This window comes from Escherichia sp. WS547, assembly GCF_046486065.1.
Classification (GTDB): Bacteria; Pseudomonadota; Gammaproteobacteria; order Enterobacterales; family Enterobacteriaceae; genus Escherichia; species Escherichia coli.
The window spans coordinates 1-16,575 of sequence record NZ_JBJQMA010000004.1 but is presented as its reverse complement, the minus strand read 5'-3'; the positions used below and the strand labels follow the sequence as shown (position 1 = coordinate 16,575).

General features: G+C 49.7%; 16 protein-coding genes. 3 read left to right on the top strand and 13 right to left on the bottom strand.

Features of this window, described 5'->3' with window-relative positions:
- The first annotated feature begins 8 nt into the window (after window positions 1-8).
- Together scpB and scpC are read left to right on the top strand one after the other, a co-directional pair.
- A complete protein-coding gene (gene scpB, locus ACJHWK_RS05120; RefSeq protein WP_001521243.1) occupies window positions 9-794 on the top strand; it encodes a methylmalonyl-CoA decarboxylase in 786 nt (261 codons plus the stop codon).
- A gap of 23 nt (window positions 795-817) precedes the next feature.
- Window positions 818-2,296: a propionyl-CoA:succinate CoA transferase gene (gene scpC, locus ACJHWK_RS05115; RefSeq protein ID WP_000449941.1), complete on the top strand. Its 1,479-nt coding sequence runs from the start codon at window positions 818-820 to the stop codon at window positions 2,294-2,296.
- Here the strand turns inward: scpC and srsR are convergent.
- The 13 genes from srsR to cmtB form a co-directional block, all read right to left on the bottom strand.
- On the bottom strand, window positions 2,293-3,189 hold the full coding sequence (gene srsR, locus ACJHWK_RS05110) for a LysR family transcriptional regulator SrsR (protein ID WP_000350807.1): 897 nt from the start codon (window positions 3,187-3,189) through the stop codon (window positions 2,293-2,295). The two genes, scpC and srsR, sit on opposite strands and share 4 nt — an antisense overlap.
- 167 nt (window positions 3,190-3,356) lie before the next feature.
- Window positions 3,357-4,097, bottom strand: a complete 741-nt coding sequence (locus tag ACJHWK_RS05105) for an oxidative stress defense protein (RefSeq protein WP_000669834.1) — start codon at window positions 4,095-4,097, stop codon at window positions 3,357-3,359.
- A 92-nt stretch (window positions 4,098-4,189) separates the two neighbouring features.
- Window positions 4,190-4,825 (bottom strand): arginine exporter ArgO, encoded by a 636-nt coding sequence (gene argO, locus ACJHWK_RS05100; RefSeq protein WP_000493347.1) that lies wholly within the window; start codon window positions 4,823-4,825, stop codon window positions 4,190-4,192.
- A 138-nt stretch (window positions 4,826-4,963) separates the two neighbouring features.
- A complete protein-coding gene (mscS, locus tag ACJHWK_RS05095; protein ID WP_000389813.1) occupies window positions 4,964-5,824 on the bottom strand; it encodes a small-conductance mechanosensitive channel MscS in 861 nt (286 codons plus the stop codon).
- Between the two features lie 190 nt (window positions 5,825-6,014).
- Window positions 6,015-7,094 carry a class II fructose-bisphosphate aldolase gene (gene fbaA, locus ACJHWK_RS05090; protein WP_000034372.1) on the bottom strand — a complete coding sequence of 360 codons (1,080 nt, stop codon included), beginning with the start codon at window positions 7,092-7,094 and terminating at the stop codon, window positions 6,015-6,017.
- A gap of 214 nt (window positions 7,095-7,308) precedes the next feature.
- A complete protein-coding gene (gene pgk / locus ACJHWK_RS05085; protein ID WP_005018348.1) occupies window positions 7,309-8,472 on the bottom strand; it encodes a phosphoglycerate kinase in 1,164 nt (387 codons plus the stop codon).
- Between the two features lie 49 nt (window positions 8,473-8,521).
- Window positions 8,522-9,541, bottom strand: coding sequence for an erythrose-4-phosphate dehydrogenase (gene epd / locus ACJHWK_RS05080; protein WP_000218480.1), 1,020 nt, complete (start codon window positions 9,539-9,541; stop codon window positions 8,522-8,524).
- Between the two features lie 284 nt (window positions 9,542-9,825).
- Complete coding sequence (locus ACJHWK_RS05075; RefSeq protein ID WP_000687705.1) at window positions 9,826-10,539, bottom strand: nucleoside/nucleotide kinase family protein; 714 nt, start codon at window positions 10,537-10,539, stop codon at window positions 9,826-9,828.
- A complete protein-coding gene (fumE, locus tag ACJHWK_RS05070) occupies window positions 10,536-11,045 on the bottom strand; it encodes a fumarase E (protein WP_000224147.1) in 510 nt (169 codons plus the stop codon). Before fumE ends, ACJHWK_RS05075 begins: the two co-directional genes overlap by 4 nt.
- A 21-nt stretch (window positions 11,046-11,066) precedes the next feature.
- Window positions 11,067-12,032, bottom strand: coding sequence for a class II fructose-bisphosphatase (gene glpX / locus ACJHWK_RS05065; protein WP_000987283.1), 966 nt, complete (start codon window positions 12,030-12,032; stop codon window positions 11,067-11,069).
- Window positions 12,029-13,306 (bottom strand): zinc-binding dehydrogenase, encoded by a 1,278-nt coding sequence (locus ACJHWK_RS05060; protein ID WP_000853200.1) that lies wholly within the window; start codon window positions 13,304-13,306, stop codon window positions 12,029-12,031. Before ACJHWK_RS05060 ends, glpX begins: the two co-directional genes overlap by 4 nt.
- Before the next feature lie 14 nt (window positions 13,307-13,320).
- On the bottom strand, window positions 13,321-14,709 hold the full coding sequence (cmtA, locus tag ACJHWK_RS05055) for a PTS mannitol transporter subunit IICB (RefSeq protein ID WP_170886261.1): 1,389 nt from the start codon (window positions 14,707-14,709) through the stop codon (window positions 13,321-13,323).
- Between the two features lie 27 nt (window positions 14,710-14,736).
- On the bottom strand, window positions 14,737-15,180 hold the full coding sequence (cmtB, locus tag ACJHWK_RS05050; RefSeq protein ID WP_001210980.1) for a PTS mannitol transporter subunit IIA: 444 nt from the start codon (window positions 15,178-15,180) through the stop codon (window positions 14,737-14,739).
- A 376-nt stretch (window positions 15,181-15,556) separates the two neighbouring features.
- Between cmtB and ACJHWK_RS05045 the strand changes: the two genes are divergently transcribed.
- A complete protein-coding gene (locus ACJHWK_RS05045) occupies window positions 15,557-16,465 on the top strand; it encodes a prohibitin family protein (protein WP_000646928.1) in 909 nt (302 codons plus the stop codon).
- The last annotated feature ends 110 nt before the right edge of the window (window positions 16,466-16,575 follow it).

Genomic DNA, 16,575 nt, shown 5'->3' with positions numbered 1-16,575 from the left:
GAATTTTTATGTCTTATCAGTATGTGAACGTTGCCACTATCAACAAAGTGGCGGTCATTGAGTTTAACTATGGCCGCAAACTTAATGCCTTAAGTAAAGTCTTTATCGATGATCTTATGCAGGCGTTAAGCGATCTCAACCGGCCGGAAATTCGCTGTATCATTTTGCGCGCGCCGAGTGGATCCAAAGTCTTCTCCGCAGGTCACGATATTCACGAACTGCCGTCTGGCGGTCGCGATCCGCTCTCCTATGATGATCCATTGCGTCAAATCACCCGCATGATCCAAAAATTCCCGAAACCGATCATTTCGATGGTGGAAGGTAGTGTTTGGGGTGGCGCATTTGAAATGATCATGAGTTCCGATCTGATTATCGCCGCCAGTACCTCAACCTTCTCAATGACACCTGTAAACCTCGGTGTCCCGTATAACCTGGTCGGCATTCACAACCTGACCCGCGACGCGGGCTTCCACATTGTCAAAGAGCTGATTTTTACCGCTTCGCCAATCACCGCCCAGCGCGCGCTGGCTGTCGGCATCCTCAACCATGTTGTGGAATTGGAAGAACTGGAAGATTTCACCTTACAAATGGCGCACCACATCTCTGAGAAAGCGCCGTTAGCCATTGCCGTTATCAAAGAAGAGCTGCGTGTACTGGGCGAAGCGCACACCATGAACTCCGATGAATTTGAACGTATTCAGGGGATGCGCCGCGCGGTTTATGACAGCGAAGATTACCAGGAAGGGATGAACGCTTTCCTCGAAAAACGTAAACCTAATTTCGTTGGTCATTAATCCCTGCGAACGAAGGAGTAAAAATGGAAACTCAGTGGACAAGGATGACCGCCGATGAAGCGGCAGAAATTATCCAGCATAACGACATGGTGGCATTTAGCGGCTTTACTCCGGCGGGTTCGCCGAAAGCCCTTCCCACCGCCATTGCCCGCAGAGCTAACGAACAGCATGAGGCCAAAAAGCCGTATCAAATCCGCCTGCTGACGGGGGCGTCAATCAGCGCCGCCGCTGACGATGTACTTTCTGACGCCGATGCTGTTTCCTGGCGTGCGCCATATCAAACATCGTCCGGTTTACGTAAAAAGATCAATCAGGGCGCTGTGAGTTTCGTTGACCTGCATTTGAGCGAAGTGGCGCAAATGGTCAATTACGGTTTCTTCGGCGACATTGATGTTGCCGTCATTGAAGCATCGGCACTGGCACCGGATGGTCGAGTCTGGTTAACCAGCGGGATCGGTAATGCGCCGACCTGGCTGCTGCGGGCGAAGAAAGTGATCATTGAACTCAATCACTATCACGATCCGCGCGTTGCAGAACTGGCAGATATTGTGATTCCTGGCGCACCACCGCGGCGCAATAGCGTGTCGATCTTCCATGCAATGGATCGCGTCGGTACCCGCTATGTGCAAATCGATCCGAAAAAGATTGTCGCCGTCGTGGAAACCAACTTGCCCGACGCCGGTAATATGCTGGATAAGCAAAATCCCATGTGCCAGCAGATTGCCGATAACGTGGTCACGTTCTTGTTGCAGGAAATGGCGCATGGGCGTATTCCGCCGGAATTTCTGCCGCTGCAAAGTGGCGTGGGCAACATCAATAATGCGGTAATGGCGCGTCTGGGGGAAAATCCGGAAATTCCTCCGTTCATGATGTATTCGGAAGTGCTACAGGAATCGGTGGTGCATTTACTGGAAACCGGAAAAATCAGCGGGGCCAGCGCCTCCAGCCTGACAATCTCGGCCGATTCCCTGCGCAAGATTTACGACAATATGGATTACTTTGCCAGCCGCATTGTGTTGCGTCCGCAGGAGATTTCCAATAACCCGGAAATCATCCGTCGTCTGGGCGTCATCGCTCTGAACGTCGGCCTGGAGTTTGATATTTACGGGCATGCCAACTCAACGCACGTAGCCGGGGTCGATCTGATGAACGGCATCGGTGGCAGCGGTGATTTTGAACGCAACGCGTATCTGTCGATCTTTATGGCCCCGTCGATTGCTAAAGAAGGCAAGATCTCAACCGTCGTGCCAATGTGCAGCCATGTTGATCACAGCGAACACAGCGTCAAAGTGATCATCACCGAACAAGGCATCGCCGATCTGCGTGGTCTTTCCCCGCTTCAACGCGCCCGCACTATCATTGATAATTGTGCACATCCTATGTATCGGGATTATCTGCATCGCTATCTGGAAAATGCGCCCGGCGGACATATTCACCACGATCTTAGCCACGTCTTCGATTTACACCGTAATTTAATTGCAACCGGCTCGATGCTGGGTTAATGACTCGTCCCGTCACGATCTTCAGCAATATGCTGAAGCATCGTGGCGGTATAACGATGATTTCTGATTGAATAAAGATATTCCTGCATATACATCGGCCTGTGCGGCGCATCAAAATATTTCAGCGTTGCCGGATTCACCAGTCGCCAGGCAAAATGCGGGATCACCGTCAGAAAATGTCCGCGCTCCACGGCGCTGATTTTGGCCATAAAACTGTAGGGACGATAAATAATGGTTGGATTGATCCCACAAGGTCGCATATTCGCATCAATCATTGCTTCGAAGTTGGCCCGGTTCTGAAAGCGCATTTGCAGCCAGGGCAGCTCCTGAAGCAGCTCTTGCTCTTGACGCTCTTCATAACGGCGAGAAACGAGAAAGCCCAATCGCAGCGGCGGTAGTTCACTGATAGTCAGGTTTTCCAGTTCCTGAACTCGTGCAGATACATGCTGTGGGGAGATAATAAAATCTAACTGACGGTCAAAAAGATTATCGATAACGCCATTTTCGCTGAACTCAACTGGCTGGGCGGTCACGCCTTCATACTTATCTCCGAGACTAATCAACTGATCGAAAATAATTGTCGGATAAGTATTATCTATGCCAATCACAATTTCTCGTGAACGACGCCCTGAGTTATGGATTTCATTATCAATCGCAGAAAGCCGTTGATAAACCGGGAACAGTTTTTGATACAGTTCCTGTCCGGCTTTATTGAGGCTGATATTATTATCTTTGCGGGTAAATAGCGTATAGCCAATTTGTTCTTCCAGCGCGGCAATGCTTTTACCAAATGGCGAAGCCGTCATATGGATTTTTTCTGCCGCCCGGGCAATATTATTGGTTTGCGCTAATAAAATGAAATTGCGCATCTTTTTCGAAATAAAAATGTCCATACCCCCTCCCCCGCATCCTTGTCCGCTTAACCGTTTCAGTCAGCCTATCCTTGATGAAACCGCGAGCAAAGATAGGTGATTACCTCATGGTTTTACAGAAAATTACAGAAAAAGGAGGCAATATAGGGTAAAGGCATTAGCCCGACGAATACGTCGGGCTACAAATATTATTGTGCTGCAGGTGTTTTAGCGGGTTGTTGATCCACAGGTTCTAACTGGAAGACCACATCGACCTGATCATCAAACTGAATAGCGGCCTGCTCGTAAGTTTCCTGGGCGGACACCGGCGCGGCATCGGCTTTCATCATCCGCACCATTGGGCTGGGCTGATAGTTGGAAACATGGTAGCGCACGCTATATACCGGCCCCAGTTTACGATGAAAGCCGTTCGCAAGTTCCTGCGCCTGATGAATCGCGTTATCAATCGCTGCCTTACGCGCTTTGTCTTTATAGGCATCCGGCTGCGCCACGCCCAGCGACACAGAACGAATTTCGTTAAGACCCGCCTTCAGCGCGCCATCCAGCAAGGAATTCAGTTTGTCTAACTGACGGAGCGTGACTTCCACCGTTCTCACAGCACGGTAGCCTTTCAGGATACTTTTACCATCCTGATAATCATAATCTGGCTGGGTGCGTAAGTTCGCTGAGCTGATATCTTTTTTCGCGATCTGATTGAGTTCAAGGAAGGAAATGTATTGTGCGACGCGCTCATCCGCCTGTTTCTTGGCAGTAGCGGCATCCTTCGCGGCCACGTTGACTTCAATCGCAAGAGTGGCAATGTCTGGCACCGCATCCACGCTTGCCGTACCGGAGGTGACAATATGCGGTCCATCCGGCAATTCGTTAGCCTGCGCTGCCATCCCGCTAATACCCATTAATGCCGCCAGGGCGATAACTTTGAACTTCACGTTAGTCTCTCCGTGTTAATTGACTTGCCTAAAATTCAGGACCTCTGGAGGCAAGCTTAGCGCCTCTGTTTTATTTTTCCATCAGATAGCGCCTAACTGAGCAAGGCTTGTGCATGAGCAATACCGTCTCTCGCCAGCTGCAAGGCAATAAACCACATAACACATCCCACAACCAGATTGATAATGCGTTGTGATTTTGCCGTGCGCAGGCGCGGTGCCAGCCAGGCTGCGAGAATAGCCAGACCAAAGAACCACAGGAAAGAGGCGCTAATTGTCCCGAGCGCAAACCAACGTTTTGGTTCCACATCAAGTTGCCCGCCAAGGCTGCCCAGTACAACAAAAGTATCCAGGTAAACATGCGGATTCAGCCAGGTCACTGCCAGCATGGTGGCGATAATTTTCCATCTGCCTTGCTTCAGGACTTCGGCACTGGCTAACTCAATATTACTGCTCATCGCTGTTTTAAAAGCGCCAAAACCATACCACAGCAAGAAGGCTACGCCGCCCCAGGTGACCAGCGCCAGCAACCACGGCGACTGCATCAATAACGCGCTGCCACCAAAAATCCCGGCGCAAATCAGGACCAAATCGCTGATAGCGCAAAGTAAGGCAATCATAATGTGGTACTGACGACGAATGCCCTGATTCATCACAAAAGCATTTTGTGGACCGAGCGGTAGGATCATAGCTGCGCCAAGCGCAAGACCTTGAAAGTAATAAGAAAACACGTTGGATATTCCGAATTAAGTATCTGATGCAGAGACTATATCTCGGGATTGTTATTAGCGGAAATTGATAATATTAATTGGCAATCAGAAAAACTAATAAGAGAGAGGCCAGAGAGTATTATCTGGCCTCAGCGTTGATTACACAGCTTTGTCTTCTTTCACCCGCTTAAAGTTCACATCCATTTGCGGGTACGGGAAGCTGATACCGGCGGCATCAAATTCACGTTTAATACGCTCCAGCACATCCCAGTACACGTTTTGCAGATCGCCGCTGTTGCTCCAGACGCGGACCACGAAATTAATCGACGATGCACCAAGTTCGTTCAGGCGCACAGTCATTTCGCGATCTTTCAAAATGCGATCTTCAGACTGGATAATATTGGTCAGGATCTGCTTAACCTGATCGATATCGGAATCATACGCCACGCCAATAATAAATTCGTTACGGCGAGCTGGCTCGCGGGAGAAGTTAATAATATTTCCGGCAATAATTTTACCGTTCGGAATAACGATAATTTTACCGTCTGCAGTACGCATGGTGGTGGAGAAAATCTGCACACTCAGCACAGTACCGGCTACGCCGCCGAGGTCAACATATTCTCCGGCACGGAACGGGCGGAACATGACAAGTAACACGCCAGCGGCCAGGTTAGACAGTGACCCCTGCAAAGCCAGACCAACAGCTAAGCCTGCGGCACCGAGTACAGCAATGACGGACGCGGTTTGTACACCTACGCGGCCCAGTGCAGCGATTAGCGTAAAGGCGATAATACCGTAACGGACTAATGCAGAAAGAAAATCAGCAACAGTGGCATCGATTTTACGGGAGATCATCAGGCGATTCACCGCGTTGGAAATCATCCGCGCGATAATCAAACCAACGATGATGATCGCGAGTGCCGCCACGATGTTTACTGCATAACTTAGCAGCAGCGCCTGGTTAGCCACCAGCCAGCTTCCCGCGCCGTTTATGCTATCGACAACATTCAAATCTTCCATTCAATATTCCTTTTCAACTGACTCAAAATGGAGAAATACACTCCGCCGCCTTATGGCGGGCAGTCTGACAAGGGTAAACAATAAAGCATAATTTTGCCAAATAGATCACAGATTTCTCATCTGCATCACCTTGCTTTTGGCGAAAAAAAGACCCGCAGAGCGGGCCTTGAGATAAGCAGAAAGGAATATCTTACAGAACGTCGATCGCGTTCAGTTCCTGGAATGCTTTTTCCAGACGAGCGATCATCGAAGTCTGACCGGCACGCAGCCATACGCGCGGATCGTAGTATTTCTTGTTCGGCTGATCTTCGCCTTTCGGGTTACCCAGCTGACCCTGCAGATAAGCTTCGTTTGCTTTGTAGTAGTTCAGAACGCCTTCCCAGGTTGCCCATTGGGTATCGGTATCGATGTTCATTTTTACTACGCCGTAGCTTACGGAGTCTTTGATTTCCTGAGCAGTAGAACCGGAACCACCGTGGAATACGAAGTTCAGGCTGTTGTGCGGCAGGTTGTGTTTCTTAGAAACATATTCCTGAGAGTCGCGCAGGATGGTCGGAGTCAGAACCACGTTACCCGGCTTGTAAACACCGTGTACGTTACCGAAGGACGCTGCGATGGTGAAACGCGGGCTGATTTTGCTCAGCTCGGTGTATGCGTAATCAACGTCTTCCGGCTGGGTGTACAGTGCAGAAGCGTCCATGTGGCTGTTGTCCACGCCGTCTTCTTCACCACCGGTGCAACCCAGTTCGATTTCCAGAGTCATGCCGATTTTGGACATGCGCTCCAGGTATTTAGAGCAGATTTCGATGTTCTCTTGCAGAGACTCTTCAGACAGGTCGATCATGTGAGAAGAGAACAGCGGCTTGCCGGTAGCTGCGAAGTGTTTTTCACCCGCGTCCAGCAGACCGTCGATCCACGGCAGCAGTTTCTTCGCGCAGTGGTCGGTGTGCAGGATAACCGGAACACCATAATGTTCAGCCATCTGGTGAACGTGATGCGCACCAGAGATCGCGCCCAGGATAGCAGCACCCTGCGGAACGTCAGATTTCACGCCTTTACCAGCGATAAAGGAAGCACCACCGTTGGAGAACTGAACGATAACCGGCGCTTTAACTTTAGCAGCGGTTTCCAGCACGGCGTTGATGGAGTCAGTACCGACGCAGTTTACTGCTGGCAGTGCGAAGTTGTTTTCTTTTGCTACCTGGAAAACTTTCTGTACGTCATCACCAGTGATTACGCCAGGTTTTACGAAATCAAAAATCTTAGACATGTCTCTTGTCCTGTATCGTCGGGCCTTATACTCGTCATACTTCAAGTTGCATGTGCTGCGTCTGCGTTCGCTCACCTCAGTCACTTACTTATGTAAGCTCATGGGATTCACTCTCTTGTCGCCTTCCTGCAACTCGAATTATTTAGAGTATGAAAAAGTGCGTGCTTTAAAAGCGCGCTGCAACAAGGGCAGGTTTCCCTGCCCTGTGATTTTTTTACTTCTTAGCGCGCTCTTCGAGCATCGCTACTGCAGGCAGTGCTTTACCTTCCACGAATTCGAGGAATGCACCGCCGCCAGTAGAGATGTAGGAGATTTTGTCAGCAATGCCGAACAGGTCGATTGCTGCCAGAGTGTCGCCGCCGCCAGCGATGGAGAACGCTTCGCTGTCTGCGATAGCGTTAGCCACGATTTCAGTACCTTTGCGGAAGTTCGGGAATTCGAACACGCCAACCGGACCGTTCCACAGAATGGTTTTCGCATTCTTCAGGATTTCAGCCAGTTCCTGAGCGGAAGCATCACCGATATCCAGGATCTGCTCGTCAGCTTTCACATCGTTAACAGATTTCAGGGTAGCCGGTGCAGTTTCAGAGAACTCAGTTGCTACGCGAACATCAGACGGAACCGGGATGTTGCAGGTGGTCAGCAGACGTTTTGCTTCGTCAACCAGATCAGCTTCGTACAGGGATTTACCCACATCGTGGCCTTGTGCCGCGATAAAGGTGTTAGCGATGCCACCACCAACAATCAGCTGGTCAGCGATTTTAGACAGGGAGTCCAGAACGGTCAGTTTGGTAGATACTTTAGAACCACCAACGATAGCCACCATCGGGCGAGCAGGTTCTTTCAGTGCTTTACCCAGCGCGTCCAGTTCAGCTGCCAGCAGCGGACCTGCGCACGCAACATCAGCAAATTTACCGATACCGTGAGTAGAAGCCTGCGCGCGGTGAGCAGTACCGAATGCGTCCATTACGAACACGTCACACAGTGCAGCGTATTTTTTGGACAGAGTTTCGTCGTCTTTCTTCTCGCCTTTGTTGAAGCGAACGTTTTCCAGAACAACCAGTTCACCTTCAGCAACGTCAACGCCGTCGAGGTAATCTTTAACCAAACGAACCGGGTTAGACAGTTTGTCTTTCAGGTAGTTAACAACCGGCAGCAGAGAGAATTCTTCGTTGTACTCGCCTTCGGTAGGACGACCCAGGTGGGAAGTTACCATCACTTTTGCGCCTTGTTTCAGGGCCAGTTCGATGGTCGGCAGAGAAGCACGGATACGCGCGTCGCTGGTTACTTTCCCGTCTTTTACTGGTACGTTCAGATCCGCACGGATAAATACACGTTTCCCAGCAAGATCCAGATCGGTCATCTTAATTACAGACATGGTGAATCCTCTCGTTGATTCTAAAAGTTTTGCAGACGCTGCTTGCGTCTTACCTGAAAGCAACAGTAGCCATAGCTAACGTCGTGTCGAGCATTCGGTTAGCAAAGCCCCATTCGTTATCGCACCAGACCAACGTTTTGATCAGGTGTGCGCCACTGACCCGGGTTTGGGTGCCATCGACAATGGCACTGTGCGGATCGTGGTTAAAATCTACAGAGACCAACGGCAATTCCGTATAGTCAACTATACCATGAAATGCACCTTGTGCTGCTTTTTGCAGCAACAGGTTGACTTCATTGGCTTTTACAGGTTTCTTCACCGTCACGCTTAAATCGATTGCCGTCACATTTATGGTTGGCACACGTACCGCAATCGCTTCAAAGCGATCGTTAAATTGCGGAAAAAATCGTGTGATACCGGCGGCCAGTTTAGTATCGACCGGAATGATCGACTGGCTGGCTGCCCGGGTGCGACGCAGGTCAGGGTGGTATGCATCAATAACCTGTTGATCGTGCATGGCGGAGTGAATTGTGGTCACAGTGCCGGACTCAATACCGTACGCATCATCTAACAATTTGATGACGGGAATTATGCAATTCGTGGTACAGGAAGCGTTAGAAACGATGCGGTGTTCCGCACGAAGTTGATCCTGATTGACGCCGTAAACAACGGTCGCGTCGAGATCGTTACTGCCAGGATGTGAAAAGAGCACTTTTTTGGCCCCGGCGGCAATATGCGCTTCGCCATGCTCGCGGGAGCCATATACGCCGGTGCAGTCGAGGACTACATCAACGCCAAGTTCACGCCAGGGGAGCGATTGCAGTGAACGTTCATGCAATACGCGGATGGCGTCATCACCAACAAAAAGTTGATCGCGTTCCTGTCGTACTTCCCATGCAAAACGGCCATGGCTGGTGTCATATTTCAACAAATGCGCCATGCCCGCAGCATCCGCCAGTTCGTTGATTGCCACCACGGTAATTTCCGCCCGGCGTCCGGATTCATACAAAGCACGAACCACATTACGCCCGATGCGACCGAAGCCATTTATCGCTACGCGTACGGTCATAGATCTCCTGCAAGGTTTTCCCTGAGCAAATTTGCCAGACAGAGTAATCCAGCAAATCGTCCGGGGAAACCTTACCTGTCGCAAACTGCGACTGATTGGTTAATTGTCGAACATTTAATCGACTGAAACGCTTCAGCTAGGATAAGCGAAACGTGGAATAAAAGGAATGTTTGTCCAGCCGAAGAAGACATTTATCTGACTCACATCACACTTTTATCCCCTTTTGTGGGAAGCTTTATTCCAGGCTGGCGTAATAATAACCCTACAATAACTGGAATAAATTGTCAGCTTGTGAAGTGATACCGGCCTTCTTCAGTCATCTCTACTATCAGATTGGCCTGACGGCTATTCATCAGCACACGCTCGACATTGGGGCCATCGGTGCGGGCATAAAATGCTTCGGCTACTTGCCGCGTTAATCCTCCCGCAATTTTACGACTAATCAAGCGCTCCCGCAGAATTTGAGCAGGTGCATGAATAAAAATAGAAAAATCGCAGAAAGATGCCAACTCCAGCCACTTTTCATCATCCAGTAACAACCAGTTTCCTTCGACGATGACGAGTGGTGCGGTAACGTGCAACGCATCTTCAACAGGATCATGCTTTTGTCGATCGTACTGCGGCCACGTACAATCCCCTTCCACGACCTGGCGCAGATTTTCCGTCAGTTTCGCAACGTCAAATGTCTCTGGTGCGCCTTTGAAGGGGCGCAATTGATGCGCATCCAGCCAGCTATTGTAATGGTGAAAACCATCCATCGGGAGCGTCTGAATAGCGGGCAGTTCCGGGTCTTGTTGCGCGAGATATTCCCAGAAGGTGGTTAGGGTTGATTTACCCGTCCCCGGCGGAGCGCAAAGAAAAACCACCGTACGCCGCTGCGGATTTACCGTCTGTAAGGCCGCCAACATGTGCAGCAACGGTTTATGTACATTTTCAATCTCTTCGTTCTGGTACTGTGCCTGTATCTTCAGCCCATTCACCGTTAATTCAATTTTCACGGCGTTAATTCCTTTAAGGTGGTCGTTACTGCCAGCGTCAGCGCCGTTTTGACCATTCCGCTAAAACGCGCCTCTGACCAGACGGAGAAATCAGCGAACTTCATCGCTTTTAACGCGTCATAGAGCATCGCATTGCGGGTTATGCTATTGACGTTGCTGATAAAATCCCAGGTCATGTCATCGGCAAATCCGGGCGTTTCATCCTGTTCGTTCAGGTAATGCCAGAACTGGGAAAAATGCGTGATATCGGCGTACAACCATTTATCCATTTTCCCCAACGCATAAATCAAACGCAGTGCAACATCAATATCGTCAAGCGGGCCGCTTTGGGCGAGTAACGGCTTCACTGCATATTCCACGATCTCTTCATCGTTATCGACAAACAGCGACGGCAGAAACTGGCGTATCCCCTGGAGCAAAATGGTATGCGCAGTTTTCATAAATGAAAATAAATTGTCCTGTGCATCCAGTTGCTCAAGCACATCATCTTCTGTCAGCGTCGCCATTGGTCTTCCGATAGATCACCATCAATGCAGGGAGTCTATTATATTACACGTTTGGTCCGCGCCGCCGATCAGTAATGTCTGCGTCCGCACCCCATTCGCCGTCTGTTGGATACCGTTCACCAGCTCACCGCCCGTCACGCCCGTAGCGCTAAAGAGGATATCGTTCCCCCTCACCAGTTCATCGAGCGAGTACACACGGTTAACGTCAACGCCCATTGCCTTGCAACGCTTGCGCTCCTGCTCTGCAATCTGCCGATTTTCCGTGTAATCCCCTTTAGCCTGGCAAAAGTCAATCAGCTCGGCCTGCATATCCCCGCCTAATGCTTTAACGGCACAGGCAGAAATCACGCCTTCTGGCGCACCGCCGATGGTGTACATCACATCGTAAGGATTATCCTGCCAGCAGGTCAGCACGCTGGCGGCGACATCGCCATCCGGCAGGGCAAAAACCTTCACGCCCAGCTGTGTTGCTTCCTCAATCGCGGCACTCAGGCGCGGTTTATCCAGCGTAACCATGCGCAGCTTATCCAGCGGTTTGCCTAACGCTTTCGCCACGTTGCGCAGGTTGTCCGTCAGAGGCAAAGACAGATCAATCGCGCCCGCCGCCAGCCGATTAACAACCAGCTTTTTCATATACATATCGGGCGCATGTAACAGGCTATCTCGAGGGGCGAAAGCCATGACCGCCAGCGCATTGCTCTGCCCCATCGCCACCATCCGCGTGCCTTCAATGGGATCAACCGCGATATCGACTTCTGGCCCATCGCCTTTGCCCACCTCTTCGCCAATCCACAGCATCGGCGCATGGTCAATTTCTCCTTCGCCGATAACCACTCGTCCACGAAAAGCGACGTCGTTTAATGCCTGGCGCATCGCGGTGACCGCCAGGCCATCAATTTTATTTTTGTCGCCACATCCGGTTTGCGGCCAGGCAGCCAACGCTGCCTGTTCCGTAACGCGAAATAATGGCCACGCCAGGGACATCATTGCGCGGCCTCCCCGATATCAACGCCAAATTGCGCCAGCAGATATTTCTCGGCCTGCTCATTCCAGATGCCGTGCGTTTCCTCAACCAGCCGCGCCAGCTCTTTAAACAGCGGATCGGTTTTGCCTTTTTCGGCAAAATCGGCAATGGCAGTGAGCGGCATGGTGACGCCGTTATAAATGAGTTTTTTACCGCCGGGGATATCCGGCAGATTGAGCACGGTATCTGGCACCGCATCCAGGCCACCAATATGGGTCACCATAAACGACGGCTGCAACTGCCCCGTGGCGCTTAACGCAATCGCCTCTTTCATATCGTCCGTTGAACCGCCGGATGTACCGACGACGTGCGTGCTGTTGTAATGGACGTTGTAGAAATTAAACGGCACTTTGAAGTTTTTATCCGTCGGCCCGGCAAAGAAGTTCAGGCAGCCATCTTCCGCCAGTAATTCGTCAGCCATCTCAACGACAGCAGGCACCGCCGCATAAACAAAAATGTCATCGAACCCGACATCTCCTGTCAGCGCCCGCAGCTTCTGTACCGGATCGCTCATCCCTTTGGTATTCACATACACCAGCTCAATGCCTTTACTGGCCGCCAGTTCCACCGGCAGCAGCTTCTCTACCTGCGCCAGGCGTTTGTCGTCGATATCGACCACCACCACCCGCGACGGTTGTATGCCGCCGTTAATGGCGTAATCGATAGCGCCAATGCCCATCGGACCTGCACACGCCAGCAGCGCAATATTGCCGCCAGGTTTAACGCCCATGCGATGCTCATAAACATATTGCGTGGTGTGATAATTGGCATGATAAGCGCCAATAATGCAGCACATAGGCTCTGCCAGCGACGCCGCAGCAAAATAAGAGCCGTGATACGGTAATACGCAGCCCAGGTTAATGGCGATCTCGGGAATAATCATATAGGTGGCGTTACCGCCAAAATATTCGTAGCTGTAGCCCGCTGAATATCCGCTTGGTAACCCCATCGCCGGTTGCAATACAAAACGCTGGCCTTTTTTATATTTGTCGGTGAGATTTTTACCCACTTCGACAATAACCCCAGCACATTCATGCCCGGTAATGACCGGATGATTTTCTAAATCGTCGGGTACGCGTTTATGTTCACTACCGAGTAACGCCGCTTTCCAGGTCGATAAACAGACACTGTCAGAAATTACACTCACTAACAGTTCATTATCGGTAATTTCTGGCAGTTCAAATTCGCGCAGACGGACATCCCGCTTGCCATAAATAGCAGCAACTTTGGTTTTCATTTTTACCTCGGCAATCAGTTTTTATGTTCGGCGGTTAATTGATTAAATAAAGTGTCGAGTTTTGGATCGCCAATATAGTTATTAATCAGTATCAGCGGTTTATCCGTCACACGTTTCACGCGCCCTTCCAGACTGGCATGAGTAACAACGATATCCGCATCCACAGGCACGTTTTCTATCGCGTAATGTTTTACTTCAATTGCCAGCCCCGCTTTTTCCAGACGTTTACGGAAGATGGTTGCGCCCATCGCGCTGGAGCCCATCCCCGCATCGCAAACAAAGGCGATACGCTTAACCCGGCTTAACGAGAATGCACCCTCTTGTTTCATCGCCTTAACCGCATTGGCTGACTGAGCAAACTCATCTTCGTTCTCCGTTTCCACCGTTTTTTCCATCTTCAGTATCAGCGAAGTGATAGCAAAGGACACCAGGGTACCTACCGTAACACCAGCAATTGTCGCCAGGAATGAGCCTTTCGGCGTCAGCGCCAGGTAAGCAAAGATAGACCCCGGACTTGGGCCAGCCACCAGACCACCGTCCAGTAAGTTAAACATCCAGGTGCCAGACATACCGCCCGCAATCATGGCAATAATGGTCAGTGGCTTCATCAGCACATACGGGAAATACAGTTCGTGGATACCGCCGAGGAAGTGAATAATCATCGCACCAGGTGCAGAGCGCTTACTCATCCCTTTACCAAACAGAGTGAATGCCAGCAACAGTCCTAAGCCAGGCCCTGGATTGGATGCCACCATAAAGAAGATGGATTTGCCGTTAACTGATGCCTGTTGCATTCCCAGCGGATAATAGACGCCCTGATCGATCGCATTATTGAGGAAAAGCACTTTCGCCGGTTCATTGATGACTGACAGCAGAGGCAGATAACCCGCATGTACCAGCGCCTCAATACACTCTTTGACGAAAGTATTGGCAATTAACACCGCCGGGCCGATAACTTCAAAACCCAGCAGACAAAGGAGCATCCCCGCGATACCTAATGAGAAGTTATTGATAACCATCTCAAAACCGGCAGGTATGCGTTTTTCCAGTGCCTTATCGACATATTTTATGACCAGCCCACCGAGCGGCCCCATAATCATCGAACCAAGGAACATCGGGATCTCTGCGCCAACGATCACACCAATAGTACCTATTCCGCCCATGACCGCCCCGCGTTTACCGCCGACCAGATGACCACCAGTAGAACCAATCATCACGGGCAATAAATAGGTAATCATCGGGCCGACAATTTTGGCGAAATGTTCATTCGGCAGCCAACCAGTAGGAATAAATAATGCAGTAATAAAACCCCAGGCAATAAAAGCACCGATATTGGGGATGACCATTGCAGTCAAAAAGCCCCCAAAAGCCTGGACCTTTGCACGAGCAGACTTGTTTTCCATAATATTATCCTGTAGAGGAGAGAGTAATTATCCGCGGCTGATTATGTCCGCTAATTGTTTTTCTGATGCTGCTGTTAATAATTGGTTGAGTATTTCTTCTTCACACAATAATTCACTTAACGCCTGAATAGCGCCAATGTGCGAATCGGCATCGGCAGCAGAAAGGCCGATGAGTAATTTTATCGGTTCGTCATTCCCCGGAAAATAAACGCCTTGTTTAAGTAACGTCAAAGACATCCCGGTTTTAAGCGCCCCACATTCCGGTCGCGCATGAGGCATTGCCACACCTGGTGCGAGAGTATAATAAGGGCCATTGTTAATGGTGGAATCTTTAATTGCCTGAATGTAATTCTCGCTGATATAGTTTTTATCCAGCAATGATGCCATCGAGAAATCGATAGCTTCCTGCCAGTCTTTTGCTGAATGTATAACTGAGATTGATGATTTTGGGAAATAATCAATAAACCGCATAAATTATCCTTATTTTATTTTTAGGGTACCGTCAGGCGGTATAAATAAAATACTCGTGCGGTTTAATGAAAGCAATTGGGTACGCGAGAAGAAAAACCCCATGAACAAAAATAATAAAACCTTAAATAACAACAAAATGAAATTGATATTTTTAAAGTCAACTTTGTATTTGTTATGTTTATCACAAAATCAACATTTTGATTGTTGTTGTATTTGTGATGCATATCGCCATTTATTTATTGAATGTCCGAAAACATACTTTTTTAATGCAATGTTTTTTCGCTATACCCCTTTATAGATTCTGAATTCTCACCTGTCGGCTATTTTCTCCTCACCTCATGTGACATATTCCCCACTTTACTCAAGGAAGATTCATATGAAAGCACCTGTTTCAATAACCTCATTTCGCCCACAAAAATCTATTGCTATCGTCATTGGCGTGCTTGCCGTGGTTGTGCTGCCATTTCTCTCGTATTACACCGTTAATGAAGGTGAACGCGGCATTTTGCTGCGCTACGGAAAAATCGTAAAAGTTGCCGAGCCGGGTCTGGGTTTTAAGATCCCTTTTATGGAAAGCGTGGAGAAAATTTCCACGCGTAATCAGGCTGTGGTTTATCAGGGATTACAGGCCTACAGCCGCGACCAGCAACCGGCACAAATGACAGTATCAGTCAGCTTCCACATTAAACCTTCAGAAGCTGGCGCAGTTTATACAACCTACAACACCATTGAATCTTTAAAAGAGCGTCTGATCGTCCGCCAGCTGCCAACCCAACTGGAGAACGTTTTCGGGCAATATACAGCCATCAGCGCGGTACAGGATCGTACAAAACTGGTTCAGGATCTGCAAAATGCAATGCGTAAAGCCGTTGTTGGCCCGGTGGTGATTGATGGTGTTCAGATTGAAAATATTGATTTTTCTGACGCTTATGAAAAATCGATTGAAGATCGAATGAAAGCAGAAGTCGCCATTGCCACACGTAAGCAAAATCTGGAAACAGAGAAAATCCAGGCGCAAATAGCGGTAACTCAGGCCCAGGCAGAAGCAGACAGTAAACTGGCGGCAGCCAAAGCAGAAGCTGAGACTATTCGCGTAAGAGGCGCGGCAGAGGCTGAAACTATTCGTTTAAAAAGTGCGGCTGAAGCAGAAGCTATCCGCCTGCGCGGTGAAGCTCTGCGGGATAATCCCGGACTTGTTGCCCTCACCACTGCTGAGCGTTGGGACGGTAAGCTACCCGATACCATGATTCCCGGCAGTACAGTTCCGTTTATCTCTACTAAGTAAATAAATATCCTCCGGCATAGCCGGAGGTTTTTCAAATGCGCCTATAAGGCTCTCTTACCAGCCGCGCCCTAACAGGCGCACACGATCTGACATTTGCATCCAACTTCGTT

Coding starts and splice junctions, on each gene's coding strand:
- scpB (WP_001521243.1), top strand. CDS start 9: ATGTCTTATCAGTATGTGAACGTTGCCACTATCAACAAAGTGGCGGTC.
- scpC (WP_000449941.1), top strand. CDS start 818: ATGGAAACTCAGTGGACAAGGATGACCGCCGATGAAGCGGCAGAAATT.
- srsR (WP_000350807.1), bottom strand. CDS start 3,189: ATGGACATTTTTATTTCGAAAAAGATGCGCAATTTCATTTTATTAGCG.
- mscS (WP_000389813.1), bottom strand. CDS start 5,824: ATGGAAGATTTGAATGTTGTCGATAGCATAAACGGCGCGGGAAGCTGG.
- fbaA (WP_000034372.1), bottom strand. CDS start 7,094: ATGTCTAAGATTTTTGATTTCGTAAAACCTGGCGTAATCACTGGTGAT.
- pgk (WP_005018348.1), bottom strand. CDS start 8,472: ATGTCTGTAATTAAGATGACCGATCTGGATCTTGCTGGGAAACGTGTA.
- epd (WP_000218480.1), bottom strand. CDS start 9,541: ATGACCGTACGCGTAGCGATAAATGGCTTCGGTCGCATCGGGCGTAAT.
- fumE (WP_000224147.1), bottom strand. CDS start 11,045: ATGGCGACGCTGACAGAAGATGATGTGCTTGAGCAACTGGATGCACAG.
- glpX (WP_000987283.1), bottom strand. CDS start 12,032: ATGATGTCCCTGGCGTGGCCATTATTTCGCGTTACGGAACAGGCAGCG.
- ACJHWK_RS05060 (WP_000853200.1), bottom strand. CDS start 13,306: ATGAAAACCAAAGTTGCTGCTATTTATGGCAAGCGGGATGTCCGTCTG.
- cmtA (WP_170886261.1), bottom strand. CDS start 14,709: ATGGAAAACAAGTCTGCTCGTGCAAAGGTCCAGGCTTTTGGGGGCTTT.
- cmtB (WP_001210980.1), bottom strand. CDS start 15,180: ATGCGGTTTATTGATTATTTCCCAAAATCATCAATCTCAGTTATACAT.
- ACJHWK_RS05045 (WP_000646928.1), top strand. CDS start 15,557: ATGAAAGCACCTGTTTCAATAACCTCATTTCGCCCACAAAAATCTATT.